We start from the raw sequence: 13,222 nt of genomic DNA on the forward strand, positions 1-13,222 counted from the left end.
AATCACAGTTACCCACGCATGGGAATCCCCCGCGATTCCCTCAAGGACGGAAATGCTCTAGGGTCGGGGGGTCGGTTCGGCCGTTGCGGTCCGGACCGGCGTCCGGCCAGCGGTCACGGCCGGGGCGAGACGGTCCGGACGGATGGACCGGGGAGCTTCCGGGCGATCGACCGGTTTCAGGTGGCCGGGCCTGTCAGAGCGCCCTCCCGGGCAGCCCCCGGGAAACCGCATCCGGAGAGACCACGATGCCGCGTGCCCTGCCGCCGCTGCTCCTGCGCCGCGAACCGCACCGGTCGCCGACGCGCGATCCGGCGGAGCGGGGCGACCTCCGCAGCGGCAGCGTCCCGCCGGGCTATGGCCGGCTCTGCGTCGCCACCTGGAACATCCATTCCTGCGTCGGCATGGACGCCCGCTTCGCGCCGGAGCGCACGGCCTGCGTCATCCGCGGGCTGGATGCCGATGTCGTCGGCTTGCAGGAGGTGGGCTGGCACCACCGCGGCGAAATGGGCGTGGACCAGTTCGCCTTCCTGGAGGCGGCGACCGGCTACCGGGCCCTGGCCGGCCCGACCAAGCACAACCGCGCCGCCCATTACGGCAATGCCCTGCTGACCCGCCGCCCCGTGGTGGAGGTCGTCCCCCTCGACCTCGCCATGCCGATGCGCGAGCCGCGCGGCGGGCTCTGCGCCGTGCTGGATGTGGACGGGGTGGAGGTGCAGGTGATCGTGGCCCATCTCGGGCTCGACCCGTGGGAACGCAACGCCCAGGTCACCCGCATCCTGTCCTTCCTGGATGCCCGGCCGCCGCGGCCGACCGTCTTCATGGGCGATCTGAACGAATGGCGCCCGAAGGCGCCGCGGCTGGCCCGGCTGTCGGAGCGGCTGCCCGACTGCGCCGCCCCGCGCAGCTTCCATGCCCGGCTGCCGACGCTGCGGCTGGACCGCATCTTCGTCTCCCCGACCCTGCACCTCGCCAGCTTCGAGGTGGTGCGCAGCGCCATGACCCGCCGCGCCTCCGACCATCTGCCGGTGCGGGCGCTGATCGGGGTGCCGCCGCGCGATGCCGGGTAGCCCGGCGGGCGGCGTCGCCCTGCGGTCGGGCCCTGCGAGTTCCGTTGACAGCGGGCGCGGCCAGCCTCACCTTCCGGCGTCATGATCCGCATCCATGCGACCTGCGTGAGCGTGTCCGGCGCGGGGGTCCTGATCCGCGGCCCCTCCGGCGCCGGCAAATCCGACCTCGCCCTGCGCCTGGTCGATGCCGGCGCGTTGCTCGTCGCCGACGACGTGGTGGAACTGGTGCGCGGCCCCGGCGGCGCCTGTTCCGGCCCTGACGGCGATGCCTCCGGCCGCCTGCTGGCCCGGGCGCCGGCCGCCCTGGCGGGGCTGCTGGAGGTGCGCGGTGTCGGCATCCTGCCCGTTCCCCATCTCGATGCGGTGACGCTGGCGCTGGTCGCGGATCTGCTGCCGCCGGGCCGGTCGGCGGAGCGTCTGCCGGAGCCGGCGACCGTGACCCTGGCGGGCGTCGCCCTGCCGCGCATCGCGCTGGCCCCGTTCGAGGTCTCGGCCGTGGCCAAGCTGCGCCTCGCCGCGGCCGCCGCCGCCGCCCGCGTGCCCGTCCTGCCGCCCGCCTTCGCCGCCCTGCCGGCGGACGGTGCGCCATGACCGACCGGCCCCTCTTGGCGGAGATGGATGCCGGCCCGGAAGCGGCGGCGCACCCCGCCGACGGCCGCCGCCCGGTGGTGGTGGTCACCGGCATGTCCGGCGGCGGCCTGTCCACGGCGCTGAAGGCGCTGGAGGATCTGGGCTACGAGGCGGTGGACAATCTCCGCCTGTCGCTGCTGACCGCCCTGGTGTTCCAGGCGCACGACCGGCCGCTGGCCATCGGCATCGACAGCCGCACCCGCGATTTCAGCGCCGACGCCCTGTTGCAGGAGCTGGACGCCCTGCGCGCCCATCCCGACCTCCGGGTCCGCCTGCTGTTCATGGAGGCGTCGGAGGAGGTGCTGCAACGGCGCTATACCGAGACGCGCCGGCCGCACCCTCTGGCCGTGGACCGGCCGGTGCCCGACGGCATCGCCCTGGAGCGCACGCTGCTGGTGCCGTTGCGTGAGGCGGCGGACGTGGTGATCGACACCTCGCAGCTCTCCATCCACGATGTGCGCCGCCTGCTGACCGGGCATTTCCGGCTGGACGGCGATCCCAGCCTGCATGTCTTCGTCACCAGCTTCGCCTACCGCCACGGCGTCCCGCGCGAGGCGGACCTGGTGTTCGACGTGCGCTTCCTGGACAACCCGCACTGGGACCCGGCCCTGCGGCCGCTGACCGGGCTGGACCGGCCGGTGGCCGAGCATGTCGGGCGCGACCCGGACTTCCCGGACTTCTTCCGGCACCTGACGACGCTGCTGGCGCCGCTGCTGCCCCGCTATGCCCGGGAGGGCAAGCACTACCTCACCATCGCCATCGGCTGCACCGGCGGCCGCCACCGTTCCGTCTTCACCGCCCACCGGCTGGCCGGCTGGCTGCGGGACCAGGGCTACAAGGTGGGCGAAGGCCACCGCGACCTGGACCGCCGCCACCCGGCGCCCGAACCCGCCCCGCCGTGGCGGGAGGTCGCCAGCAGGGAGACCCCCGAGGAGCACAGATGATCGGCTTGGTTCTCGTCACCCACGGCCGGCTGGCCGAGGAATTCATCGCGGCGCTGGAGCATGTCGTCGGCCCGCAGGAGAAGGTGCGCGCCGTCTGCATCGGGGCGGACGACGACATGGAGAAGCGGCGCGAGGAGATCCTCGCCAAGGTCGGGGAATGCGACAGCGGGCGCGGCGTCGTGGTGCTGACCGACATGTTCGGCGGCACCCCGTCCAACCTCGCCATCTCCATCCTGGACCGGGCCCGGGTCGAGGTCATCGCCGGCGTCAACCTGCCCATGCTCATCAAGCTGGCCAGCGTGCGCAAGACGGAGACCATGAAGAACACGGTGCAGGCGGCCCAGGATGCCGGGCGCAAGTACATCAATGTCGCCTCCTCCCTGCTGGCGGACGGCTGAGCCATGGATGTCGAACGCATCGGGGGCGGCGACGCCCTCACCGCCGTGCTGCTGATCCAGAACCGCCGCGGCCTGCACGCCCGCGCGGCGGCGAAGTTCGTCCGGCTGGCGGCCGAGTACGATGCCGAGGTCGAGGTGACCCGCGGCGACCAGACCGTGTCGGGCCAGTCGATCATGGGGCTGATGATGCTGGCCGCGGGGCTCGGCACCTCCGTCCACCTTGCCGCGCGCGGTCCCCAGGCCGCCGAGGCCCTGGCCGCGCTGGCCGATCTGGTCGGGCGCAAGTTCGATGAAGACTGACCGTCCGCCGCCCCCGCCGCAGGACCGTATCCTGCGCGGCCTCGGCGTGTCCGCGGGCATCGCCATCGGTCCGGCGCATCTCGTCGAGTCGGGCTCGCTCCAGGTGCCCGAATACCCCGTGCCGGCCGACGGCATCGAGGAGGAGGTGACGCGCTTCCAGGTGGCGGTGGAGAAGGCGCGCAAGCAGATCAGCAAGCTCAAGGCCAAGGCGTCGGTGCTGCCCGGTTCGGCGTCGGAGGATGTCGGCTTCCTGCTCGACGCGCATCTGGCGATGCTGACCGGCTCCCGCCTCATCCGCGGGGTGGAGCGGCGCATGCGCGACCTCTGCTGCAACGCCGAGGCGGCCGTGCAGGCGGAGATCGCCGCCATCGCCCAGACCTTCGCCGAAATGGACGACGCTTACCTGTCCGCCCGCGTCGCCGACGTGCGCGAGGTGGGCAAGCGGCTGCTGCGTATTCTGATGGACCGTAAGTACCAGGCCTTCGCCACCCTGCCGGAAGGCGCCGTCGTGCTGGCGGAGGAGCTGACCCCCGCCGACACCGCCCTGATGGACCCGCGCCGCATCGCCGGCTTCGCCACCCTGCTGGGCGGGGCCGAGGGGCACACGGCGATCATGGCCCGCTCGCTGGGCCTGCCGGCGGTACTGGGCGTGCCGGGCGTGCTGGCCGGGGTGCAGCCGGGCGACATGGTGGTGGTGGACGGCATCGCCGGCCGGGTCTGCCTGAACCCCTCGCCGGCCATGCTGGAGGAATACCGGCACCGGCGCGAGGCCCTGCTGGCCGAGCGGCGCCAGTTGAAGTCGCTGCGCCGGCTGCCGTCGGTCACCCGCGACGGCACCGACGTCACCCTGCTGGCGAACCTGGAACTGCCGCGCGAGGTGGAAACGGCGGTGGAGGCGGGGGCGGCCGGCGTGGGGCTGCTGCGCACCGAGTTCCTGTTCATGAACCGCGACGACCTGCCCGACGAGGAGGAGCAGACCGCCCTTCTGACCGACTTCCTGCGCCGCATGAACGGCCAGCCGGTCACCGCCCGTACCCTGGACGTGGGCGGGGAGAAGCTGGCGACGGCCCTGCGCCAGCCCCTGGGCGAGCCGGCCAACCCGGCGCTGGGGCTGCGCGCCATCCGCCTGGGCCTGCGCGAGCCGAAGCTGCTGGAGACGCAGCTCGCCGCCATGCTGCGGGCGGCGGCAGAGGGGCCGCTGCGCATCCTGCTGCCGATGATCTGTTCCCCGGCCGAGGTGCGGAAGGTGCGGGAGATCATGGCGACCGTGGCCCGCCGGCTGCGCCGGCGCGGCGTGCGGATCGCCAACCCCCTGCCCCGGCTGGGGGTGATGATCGAGGTGCCGGGGGCGGCGCTGTCGGCTGACGCGCTGGCCCCGCTCTGCGACTTCTTCGCCATCGGGACGAACGATCTGGTGCAGTACACGCTGGCCATCGACCGCGGCGACGAACAGGTGGCGCATCTCTACGACCCGCTGCATCCGGCCGTGCTGCGGCTGGTGCAGTTCACGGTGGAGGCCGCGACCCGCGCCGGCATCCCCGTCAGCGTCTGCGGCGAGATGGCGGGTGATCCGCGCTATACGGCGCTGCTGCTGGGGCTGGGGGTGCGCGAACTGTCCATGTCGCCGGGCAACCTGCCGCTGGTGAAGCGGCGGGTGCGCTCGCTCGATCTGGTGGAGGCGACCCGCCGCGCCCGGGTCATCATGGAACAGTCCGACAGCGGCCGTATCGCCGCCTTGCTGGACGATTTCAACGGGCTGGCCGCCTGAGAGCGGCCGGCCCGGGCCTTCAAGGACTGGCCTTCAAGGACTGCGCGTGTGGACAGGCTGCGCACGCGGACAGCGCAAGCGGACGCAGGCCCGCAACGGCTGCTCCTGCCGGTCTGTCCCGATGGTGATTCTGGAAGCAAATCCCCGCCGAAGGGGGAATGGTGGAGCCGAGGAGGATCGAACTCCCGACCTACGCATTGCGAACGCGTCGCTCTCCCAGCTGAGCTACGGCCCCACGCCGGGGCATCGCCTGGGGGTTCCCGCGGGCGGGAACTGCGATGCCCGTGAAGTGGGCGGGATAATGGTCATCCGCGGGGGCGCTGTCAAGTGTTCCCTGCGGCCCGTTGGCGGGCAGGCTGGACAGGGGCGCATGGCCGGATTAGGGTGCCGCCCGAACCGACCCGCCCTCCCCCCGACGACAACGGCCGGACGCCCCATGGAGCCTCTTCTCCTGACGATCTTCCAACTGCTGTTCGTGGTGCTGGGACTCTATGTCTGGGTCCTGATCATCTCGGCCGTGCTGAGCTGGCTGATCGCTTTCGACGTGATCAACACCCGCAACCGCTTCGTCTATACCCTGGCGGACATCTTCTACCGCCTGACGGAGCCGGTGCTGCGCCCGATCCGCAACGTGCTGCCCAACCTTGGCGGCATCGACATCTCCCCCATCGTCGTCATCCTGCTGATCTATTTCATCCGCAGTCTGATGGTGAATTACGGCCTGATCTACTGAGGCCGGCCGTGGCGGCGCCCTCCGCCGCGGCTCCCCGCGACGGCGCGGCCTTCGCCGAGGCCGCGCCCGGCGGGGTGCGTGTCGCCCTGCGGGTGACGCCGAAGGCGTCGCGCACGGCCGTCCAAGGCCCCATGGCGGGGCCGGAGGGCCGCACCCTGCTGAAGCTGGCGGTGACGGCCGTGCCGGAGGACGGCAAGGCGAACGCCGCCGTGATCGCGCTGCTGGCGAAGCACTGGCGGCTGCCGAAGAGCAGCATGTCCATCGTGTCGGGTGGCACGGACCGGACGAAAGTACTATTCATCGCGGGCGACGCGGCCGATCTGCTGGCCCGCATCGGCGGCCAGGGGGCCGGCGCGTCCTGACCGGCGCGTCCTGAGAGGAGCCGGGGCGGCTGTCGCCGTCCCGTAGCAGTTGGCCGGGACGGCTGGGCCGTCCCGCAGGCGGGGGAGACCAGCAATGACCGAAGCGCGCATCATCGACGGCAAGGCCTTCGCCGCGGACCTGCGGGGCCGCATCGGCGCCGCCGTGGAGCATCTGCGGACCGCCTATGCGCTGGTCCCCGGGCTGGCCGTGGTGCTGGTGGGCGAGAATCCGGCCAGCCAGCTCTACGTCAAGAACAAGGGCGAGCAGACCCGCGAGGCGGGGATGCACAGCGTCACCCACCGGCTGCCGGCGGACACGACGCAGGAGCAGCTCCTGCGGCTGATCGGCCAGCTCAACGCCGACCCCTCCATCCACGGCATCCTGGTGCAGCTTCCGCTGCCGCCGCAGATCGACCCCGCCGCCGTGCTGGCCGCGATCGACCCGGACAAGGACGTGGACGGTTTCCATGTCGTCAATGCCGGGCGTCTGGCGGTCGGGCTGCCGGGGCTGGTGCCCTGCACGCCGCTGGGCTGCCTGATGCTGCTGAAGGACGTGGTGGGCGATCTGCGCGGCCTGCACGCCGTGGTCGTCGGCCGCTCCAACATCGTCGGCAAGCCGATGGCCAATCTCCTGTTGCAGGCGAACGCCACCGTCACCGTCGCCCATTCCCACACCGTGGACCTGCCGGAGGTCTGCCGCGGGGCGGACATCCTGATCGCCGCCGTGGGCCGGCCGGAGATGATCCGCGGCTCCTGGATCAAGGAAGGGGCGATCGTCATCGACGTGGGCATCAACCGGGTGCCGGCGCGCGATCCGGCCGCGGCCGCCGCGGGCAAGACGCGCGTCGTCGGCGACGTGGCCTTCGAGGAGGCCAAGGGCATCGCCGGCGCCATCACCCCGGTGCCGGGCGGCGTCGGCCCCATGACCATCGCCTGCCTGCTGCTGAACACGCTGACGGCCGCCTGCCGGTCGAAGGGGATCTCCCCGCCGGACGATCTGACGCCCTGATCCGTTCCAACCGGGTCCCCGTGCGGGACCGCCCCCCTCCGGGACAGCCAGGGAGGCCGCGCGCGTGATCACCGCCTATGTCCGGGCCGACGACAGGCTGACGGCCGTCCCGCTGGAACCCGGCGCGCCGCTGCCGGCCGGCACCATCTGGCTGGACGTGCTGCGGCCGGCCGAGGTCGAGCGCGAGCAGATCTCCGCCCAGCTCGGCGTGGATCTGCCGACGCGGGAGGACATGAGCGAGATCGAGGCGTCCTCCCGGCTCTATCTGGAGGGCGAGGCCGCCTTCCTGACGACGCCCGTGATCTCCCGCGGGGACAGCGGCCATCCCGACCTGGGCCTGCTGACCTTCGTCCTGACCCGCGGCTGCATCATCACGGTGCGGCACACCGAACCGCTCTGGCTCGCCATCTTCGCCACCCGGGCGATGCGTCATCCGGGGCTGGTGACGGGGCCGATGGACGTGCTGCTGGGCCTGCTGGAGGCGGTGGTGGACCGCGCCGCCGACGTGCTGGAGCTGGTCGGCGGCCGGCTGGACGAGATCTCCCGCCAGATCTTCGCCGCCGCCAACCGGCAGCGGGCGGAGGAGGCGCCGGTCGCCCGCTCGGCACGCCGCCGGGCCGGGGCGCGGCGCGCCCGCAAGCGCGGCTCCGACGCGCTGAAATCCGCCATCACCGCCATCGGCTGGGCCGGCGACCTGACCCAGAAGGTGCGCGACAGCCTGGCCGGGCTGGAGCGGCTGGGCGTCTTCGTCGTCACCGTCGCCGGGACCCGGCTGGACAAGGACCAGAAGGTCCGGCTGAAGACCATCACCCGCGACATCCACTCGCTGGTGGAGCATGCGGCCTTCCAGGCGCACCAGACCGGCTTCCTGCTGGACGCCACGCTGGGCGTCATCAACATCGAGCAGACCAACATCATCAAGATCTTCTCGGTGGCCGCGGTGGCCTTCCTGCCGCCGACCCTGGTCGCCAGCATCTACGGCATGAACTTCGCCCACATGCCCGAGCTGGACCAGAGCTGGGGCTACCCGCTGGCCCTGGTCCTGATGGTGCTCAGCGCGATCCTGCCGCTTCTCTACTTCCGCCGCCGCGGCTGGCTGTGACCCGCATCCGGCCGACCTGACGGGCGCGCTTGACAGGCGGGCGGGGGCGCGCTTCCCCTCTGCCGGGCGGACCCGCGCCGTCCGTTCCGTCCCCCGAGGAGCCGCCATGAGCCTGGCCGTCGCCATCCAGATGGACCCCATCGAGTCCATCAACATCGACACCGACAGCACCTTCATGATGGCGCTGGAGGCGCAGCGCCGCGGGCACGCGCTCTGGCACTACCTGCCGCGCGATCTGGCGCTCCGGCACAACCGCCTGTTCGCCCGCGCCCGCCGGCTGGAGGTGCGGCGCGAGCGCGGCAACCACTTCACCCTGGGCGCGGCGGAGGATCTGGAGCTGGCCGGGATGGACGTGGTGCTGATGCGCCAGGACCCGCCCTTCGACATGGCCTACATCACGGCCACCCACCTGCTGGAGCACATCCATCCGAAGACGCTGGTGGTGAACGACCCGGCCGCCGTGCGCAACGCGCCGGAGAAGCTGTTCGTCACCCACTTCGCCGACCTGATGCCGCCGACGCTGATCACCTCCAGCAAGGAGGAGGTGCTGGCCTTCCGGCGCGAATACCGGGACATCATCGTGAAGCCGCTGTTCGGTAACGGCGGGGCGGGGGTCTTCCACCTGAAGCCCGGGGACGAGAATCTGGGCGCGCTGCTGGAGACCTTCACCCAGCTCTACCGCGAGCCGGTGATCGTGCAGAAGTACCTGCCGGAGATCCGCCAGGGCGACAAGCGCATCATCCTGGTGGACGGCGAGCCCGCCGGCGCCGTCAGCCGCATCCCCGCCGAGGGCGAGGCGCGGGCCAACTTCCATGCCGGCGGCAGCGCCGGCCGCACGGCGCTGACGGCGCGGGAGCGGGACATCTGCGCCGCCATCGGCCCGACGCTGCGCCGGCAGGGGCTGGTCTTCGTCGGCATCGACGTGATCGGCGACTGGCTGACGGAGATCAACGTCACCAGCCCCACCGGCATCCAGGAGATCAACCGGCTGGACGGCATCGCCATCGAGCGCGACCTCTGGGACGCGATCGAGCGGCGCTTCCACGACAGCCGCGTCACGCCGCCCACGGCCTGACCGCGGCGGCCCTGACCGCAGCGGGCCAGGCGGGTTCGGGTCGGGTTGGTGTAGGCAGGGCTGGTGCAGACGGTGCGGGGCGTTGTCGCGCCCGCCCGCGACGCCTATTGTTCTCCCCGGGGGCGCCCCGCCGGGCGGCCCCGCAGGAGAGTCCGCGCATGCAGCGCCCGTCAGACATCGTTCCTCCGGACCGCGGGGGGCCCGCCCGCCGCCCGCGGGTGGGGCTGCTGGTCACCTGCCTTGTCGATCTGTTCCGGCCCGCCGTCGGCTTCGCCGCCGTCACGCTGCTGGAGCGGGCCGGCTGCGAGGTGGTGGTGCCGCGGCAGACCTGCTGCGGCCAGCCGGCCTGGAGTTCGGGCGACCGTGCCGACGCCGCCGATCTGGCGCGCCGGTTGATCCCCCTGTTCGAGGACTGCGACCATGTCGTCGCCCCGTCCGGCTCCTGCGCCGGCATGGTCCGACGCGACTATCCCGAGCTGCTGGGCGACGATCCCGTCTGGGCGCCCCGCGCCCGCGCCCTGGCGGAGCGCACCTGGGAGCTGGTCTCCTTCCTGGTGGACGTGCTGGGTGTCGAGCGGGTGGAGGCGGAGGTGGCGGCGCGCGCCACCTACCACGACAGTTGCGCCGGCCTGCGCGAGCTGGGCATCCGCGAGCAGCCGCGCCGGCTGCTGGCGACGGTGGCCGGCCTGTCCCTGACCGAGCTTCCCGACGCCGAGGTCTGCTGCGGTTTCGGCGGCACCTTCGCCGTGAAGTACCCGGAGGTGTCGGGCAAGATGGTGTCGGACAAGGCGGCCGCCGCCACCGGCACCGGGGCCGACCTGCTGCTGGCGGGCGACATGGGGTGCCTGCTGAACATGGCCGGCCGGCTGAAGCGGCTGGGCAGCCCGGTGCAGGTCCGCCATGTCGCGGAGGTGCTGGCCGGCGACCTCTCCGCGCCCCCGATCGGTGAGGGACCAGCGGGCGAAGGCCCGCGCGAAAAGAGGCCCACGGGCGAAGGCCGGGGGCAGGATGATCCGCAGGCGGGGACGCGCCGATGAAATCGACCGCCCACGCCTTCCGGGAGAATTCGCGCCGGGCGCTGGCCGATCCGGGGCTGGCCCGTGCGCTGACCCGGTTCCGCGCCGGCTTTCCGCTGAAGCGGGCGCAGGCGGTGGCCGACCTGCCGGAGTTCGAGGCCCTGCGCGACGAGGGCAAGCGGATCAAGGACCACACGCTGGCGCATCTGGACCTCTATCTGGAGCGGTTCGAGGCGGCGGTGCAGGCGCGCGGCGGCCATGTCCACTGGGCCCGCACGCCGGAGGAGGCCCGCGCCGCCGTGCTGGGCATCTGCCAGGCCGCCGGCGCCCGTCTGGTCGCCAAGGGCAAGTCCATGGTCTCCGAGGAGATCGGGCTGAACGCCGCCCTGGAGGCCGAGGGGCTGGAGGTGGTGGAGACCGACCTGGGCGAGTACATCCTCCAGATCCGCAAGGAGGCGCCCAGCCACATCATCGCCCCCGCCCTGCATCTCTCCAAGGAACAGGTGGCGGAGGATTTCCGCCGCACCCACGCGCAGCTTCCGCCCGACCGTCCGCTGGACGCGCCGGCCGACATCCTGGCCGAGGCGCGCACCCTGCTGCGCGGCAAGTTCCTGGCCGCCGACGTGGGCATCACCGGCGCCAACTTCCTGGTGGCGGAGACGGGCAGCACCGTCATCGTCACCAACGAGGGCAACGGCGACCTGACCCAGACCCTGCCGCGGGTCCACATCGTGCTGACCGGCATCGAGAAGATGGTGCCGACGCTGGAGGACACGGCGACGCTGCTGCGGCTGCTGGCCCGCTCCGCCACCGGGCAGGAGTTCAGCACCTACACCACGTTCTCCACCGGCCCGCGCCGGGCGGAGGATGCGGACGGGCCGGAAGAATTCCATGTCGTGCTGGTGGACAACGGCCGCTCCGCCCTGCTGGGGACGGAGATGCAGGAGGTGCTGCGCTGCATCCGCTGCGGCGCCTGCATGAACCACTGCCCGGTCTATGCCGCCGTGGGCGGCCACGCCTATGGCTGGGTCTATCCCGGCCCGATCGGGGCGGTGCTCGACCCCGCGCTGCTGGGGCTGGAGGAGGCGGGGCACCTGCCCAACGCCTCCACCTTCTGCGGCCGTTGCGAGAGCGTCTGCCCGGTCCGCATCCCGCTGCCGCGGCTGATGCGGCTGTGGCGGGAGAAGGAATGGGAGCGGAAGCTGACCCCGGCGCCGGCCCGGCACGGGCTCGGCCTCTGGGCCTTCTTCGCCCGCCGGCCCCGGCTCTACGCCGCCGCGGCGGGCCTCGGGGTCAGGCTGCTGGCGCTGCTGGCCGGCCGGCGCGGGCGGCTGCGCCGGCTGCCGCTGGGCGGCAACTGGACCGCGGCGCGCGACTTCCCGGTCCCGGCCGGGCGCACCTTCCAGGACCTCTACGCGGAGCGGCGCCGTGGCGGCTGACCGGACCGGAGCGGAAAGCCCGGCGCGGGCGGCGATCCTGGGCGGCATCCGCCGGACCGCGGGCGCCCTGCGCGATGCGGAGGCGGCCCGCGCCGCGGTGGCGGAGCGGCTGGCCGCGCACCCGCGCAACCTGATCCCGGCGCGGACGGCGCTGCCGCCGGGGCCGCTCGTGGAACTGTTCATCGCCAAGGCCCGGTCGGTGGCGGCGACGGTGGAGCGGGTGGCGGCGGACGGCGTGCCGGACGCCGTGGCCGACTATCTGGCGGGGCGCAACCTGCCGGCCCGCGTGCGGGTGGCACCCGATCCCGCGCTCCGCGCCCTGGCCTGGGACCGCCGCCCGGCGCTGGAGGTGGGGTTCGGCCCCGCCCGCCCGGACGACGCCGCCAGCGTCACCCCCGCCCTGGCGGGGATCGCGGAGACGGGGACGCTGCTGACGGCGTCCGGCCCCGGCCACCCGACGGGCCTGACCTTCCTGCCCTCCACCCACATCGTCGTGCTGCCGGTGGAGCGCATCGTCGGCAGCTACGAGGCGGGCTGGGACCTGCTGCGCGCCGCCGGCGACATGCCGCGCACGGCCTGCCTGGTCACCGGCCCGTCGCGCACGGCGGACATCGAGCAGACGGCGCAGCTCCACGCGCACGGGCCGGGGCGGCTGCACATCATCCTGGTGGACGGGACCGCGGCCGCGCATGGCTAGGAAGGACCGGCTGCCGACCGACGCCGAGCGCGAGCTGTGGCGGACCGTGGTGCGCGACGCGCGCCCGCTGAAGCGGCGCCTCGCCACCGGCACGGCCCCCGTCGGGGCTGCGGCCAACGGGGTTGCGACCAACGGGGCCGGGGAGACCGGGGCGACCGATGCCGGAGCGGCGGACGCGGGGACGGCCCTCGACGGCATCCGGGCCGCGGCGCCCGCCGCCACCGCATCCCCGCGGGAGCGGCTGGCGGACCTGCTGAAGGGCGGCGGCCTGCCGGTGGCGAGCCGTGGCGCCGTCAGCGTCTCCCTCGCCCCGTCCGCCCTGGGCAACCGCGGCGGCATCGACAAGCGCACGGACGAGAAGGTGCGCCGCGGCCGGCTGCCGATCGACGGCCGGATCGACCTGCACGGCCTGACCCAGAGCGAGGCGCACGACGCGCTGGCGGGCTTCGTCCGCCGCGCCCACGGCAGCGGCCGCCGGCTGCTGCTGGTCATCACCGGCAAGGGCGGTCCCGGCTACGGCGAGGACGGCCGCGACCGCGGCGTGCTGCGCAGCGCCGTGCCGCGCTGGCTGAACGAGGCGTCGCTGCGGCCGCTGGTGCTGGCCGTCCACCATGCCCAGCCGCAGCATGGCGGCCAGGGCGCCTTCTACGTCTATCTCCGGCGCCGCCGGGAGTGAGCCCGG

15 protein-coding genes and 1 tRNA gene are annotated in these 13,222 nt (G+C 73.2%); 15 read left to right on the plus strand and 1 reads right to left on the minus strand.

The window, feature by feature from the left end:
- Window positions 1-245 precede the first annotated feature (245 nt).
- From ACFQPS_RS16915 to ptsP, 6 genes are all read left to right on the plus strand, one after another.
- Window positions 246-1,067 carry an endonuclease/exonuclease/phosphatase family protein gene (locus tag ACFQPS_RS16915; protein WP_377360394.1) on the plus strand — a complete coding sequence of 274 codons (822 nt, stop codon included), beginning with the start codon at window positions 246-248 and terminating at the stop codon, window positions 1,065-1,067.
- Window positions 1,068-1,148: 81 nt separating this feature from the next.
- A complete protein-coding gene (locus ACFQPS_RS16920; protein ID WP_377360395.1) occupies window positions 1,149-1,658 on the plus strand; it encodes an HPr kinase/phosphorylase in 510 nt (169 codons plus the stop codon).
- On the plus strand, window positions 1,655-2,641 hold the full coding sequence (gene rapZ, locus ACFQPS_RS16925) for an RNase adapter RapZ (protein ID WP_377360396.1): 987 nt from the start codon (window positions 1,655-1,657) through the stop codon (window positions 2,639-2,641). Before ACFQPS_RS16920 ends, rapZ begins: the two co-directional genes overlap by 4 nt.
- Window positions 2,638-3,039, plus strand: coding sequence for a PTS sugar transporter subunit IIA (locus ACFQPS_RS16930; RefSeq protein WP_012568019.1), 402 nt, complete (start codon window positions 2,638-2,640; stop codon window positions 3,037-3,039). Before rapZ ends, ACFQPS_RS16930 begins: the two co-directional genes overlap by 4 nt.
- Before the next feature lie 3 nt (window positions 3,040-3,042).
- Window positions 3,043-3,339 carry an HPr family phosphocarrier protein gene (locus tag ACFQPS_RS16935; RefSeq protein ID WP_012568020.1) on the plus strand — a complete coding sequence of 99 codons (297 nt, stop codon included), beginning with the start codon at window positions 3,043-3,045 and terminating at the stop codon, window positions 3,337-3,339.
- On the plus strand, window positions 3,329-5,107 hold the full coding sequence (gene ptsP / locus ACFQPS_RS16940; RefSeq protein WP_377360397.1) for a phosphoenolpyruvate--protein phosphotransferase: 1,779 nt from the start codon (window positions 3,329-3,331) through the stop codon (window positions 5,105-5,107). Before ACFQPS_RS16935 ends, ptsP begins: the two co-directional genes overlap by 11 nt.
- A 159-nt stretch (window positions 5,108-5,266) precedes the next feature.
- On the opposite strand, the gene ACFQPS_RS16945 is transcribed toward ptsP, so the two are convergent.
- A tRNA-Ala gene (locus ACFQPS_RS16945) sits at window positions 5,267-5,342 on the minus strand.
- 201 nt (window positions 5,343-5,543) lie between these two features.
- Between ACFQPS_RS16945 and ACFQPS_RS16950 the strand changes: the two genes are divergently transcribed.
- From ACFQPS_RS16950 to ACFQPS_RS16990, 9 genes are all read left to right on the plus strand, one after another.
- Entirely contained in the window at window positions 5,544-5,840 is a 297-nt protein-coding gene (locus ACFQPS_RS16950; protein WP_012568022.1) for a YggT family protein, read from the plus strand.
- Between the two features lie 8 nt (window positions 5,841-5,848).
- Window positions 5,849-6,202, plus strand: coding sequence for a DUF167 domain-containing protein (locus ACFQPS_RS16955; RefSeq protein ID WP_377360398.1), 354 nt, complete (start codon window positions 5,849-5,851; stop codon window positions 6,200-6,202).
- 94 nt (window positions 6,203-6,296) lie between these two features.
- A complete protein-coding gene (folD, locus tag ACFQPS_RS16960; protein WP_377360399.1) occupies window positions 6,297-7,211 on the plus strand; it encodes a bifunctional methylenetetrahydrofolate dehydrogenase/methenyltetrahydrofolate cyclohydrolase FolD in 915 nt (304 codons plus the stop codon).
- Between the two features lie 64 nt (window positions 7,212-7,275).
- Entirely contained in the window at window positions 7,276-8,313 is a 1,038-nt protein-coding gene (locus tag ACFQPS_RS16965) for a magnesium transporter CorA family protein (protein ID WP_377360400.1), read from the plus strand.
- Between the two features lie 106 nt (window positions 8,314-8,419).
- Complete coding sequence (gshB, locus tag ACFQPS_RS16970; protein ID WP_377360401.1) at window positions 8,420-9,388, plus strand: glutathione synthase; 969 nt, start codon at window positions 8,420-8,422, stop codon at window positions 9,386-9,388.
- 158 nt (window positions 9,389-9,546) lie between these two features.
- Window positions 9,547-10,425, plus strand: coding sequence for a (Fe-S)-binding protein (locus tag ACFQPS_RS16975; RefSeq protein WP_377360402.1), 879 nt, complete (start codon window positions 9,547-9,549; stop codon window positions 10,423-10,425).
- On the plus strand, window positions 10,422-11,843 hold the full coding sequence (locus ACFQPS_RS16980) for a LutB/LldF family L-lactate oxidation iron-sulfur protein (RefSeq protein ID WP_377360403.1): 1,422 nt from the start codon (window positions 10,422-10,424) through the stop codon (window positions 11,841-11,843). Before ACFQPS_RS16975 ends, ACFQPS_RS16980 begins: the two co-directional genes overlap by 4 nt.
- Window positions 11,833-12,540: a LutC/YkgG family protein gene (locus ACFQPS_RS16985; RefSeq protein WP_377360404.1), complete on the plus strand. Its 708-nt coding sequence runs from the start codon at window positions 11,833-11,835 to the stop codon at window positions 12,538-12,540. Before ACFQPS_RS16980 ends, ACFQPS_RS16985 begins: the two co-directional genes overlap by 11 nt.
- Window positions 12,533-13,216: a Smr/MutS family protein gene (locus ACFQPS_RS16990; RefSeq protein ID WP_377360405.1), complete on the plus strand. Its 684-nt coding sequence runs from the start codon at window positions 12,533-12,535 to the stop codon at window positions 13,214-13,216. The genes ACFQPS_RS16985 and ACFQPS_RS16990 overlap by 8 nt, the downstream gene beginning before the upstream one ends.
- The last annotated feature ends 6 nt before the right edge of the window (window positions 13,217-13,222 follow it).

Origin of the sequence: Rhodocista pekingensis (assembly GCF_042665545.1) — a bacterium.
GTDB classification, from domain to species: domain Bacteria; phylum Pseudomonadota; class Alphaproteobacteria; order Azospirillales; family Azospirillaceae; genus Rhodocista; species Rhodocista pekingensis.

What these genes read in the sequence shown, in the direction of transcription:
- ACFQPS_RS16950 (WP_012568022.1), top strand. Translation starts at nt 5,544, where the DNA reads ATGGAGCCTCTTCTCCTGACGATCTTCCAACTGCTGTTCGTGGTGCTG.
- ACFQPS_RS16935 (WP_012568020.1), top strand. Translation starts at nt 3,043, where the DNA reads ATGGATGTCGAACGCATCGGGGGCGGCGACGCCCTCACCGCCGTGCTG.
- gshB (WP_377360401.1), top strand. Translation starts at nt 8,420, where the DNA reads ATGAGCCTGGCCGTCGCCATCCAGATGGACCCCATCGAGTCCATCAAC.
- rapZ (WP_377360396.1), top strand. Translation starts at nt 1,655, where the DNA reads ATGACCGACCGGCCCCTCTTGGCGGAGATGGATGCCGGCCCGGAAGCG.
- ACFQPS_RS16975 (WP_377360402.1), top strand. Translation starts at nt 9,547, where the DNA reads ATGCAGCGCCCGTCAGACATCGTTCCTCCGGACCGCGGGGGGCCCGCC.
- ACFQPS_RS16915 (WP_377360394.1), top strand. Translation starts at nt 246, where the DNA reads ATGCCGCGTGCCCTGCCGCCGCTGCTCCTGCGCCGCGAACCGCACCGG.
- ACFQPS_RS16930 (WP_012568019.1), top strand. Translation starts at nt 2,638, where the DNA reads ATGATCGGCTTGGTTCTCGTCACCCACGGCCGGCTGGCCGAGGAATTC.
- ACFQPS_RS16990 (WP_377360405.1), top strand. Translation starts at nt 12,533, where the DNA reads ATGGCTAGGAAGGACCGGCTGCCGACCGACGCCGAGCGCGAGCTGTGG.
- ACFQPS_RS16920 (WP_377360395.1), top strand. Translation starts at nt 1,149, where the DNA reads ATGATCCGCATCCATGCGACCTGCGTGAGCGTGTCCGGCGCGGGGGTC.
- ptsP (WP_377360397.1), top strand. Translation starts at nt 3,329, where the DNA reads ATGAAGACTGACCGTCCGCCGCCCCCGCCGCAGGACCGTATCCTGCGC.
- ACFQPS_RS16980 (WP_377360403.1), top strand. Translation starts at nt 10,422, where the DNA reads ATGAAATCGACCGCCCACGCCTTCCGGGAGAATTCGCGCCGGGCGCTG.
- folD (WP_377360399.1), top strand. Translation starts at nt 6,297, where the DNA reads ATGACCGAAGCGCGCATCATCGACGGCAAGGCCTTCGCCGCGGACCTG.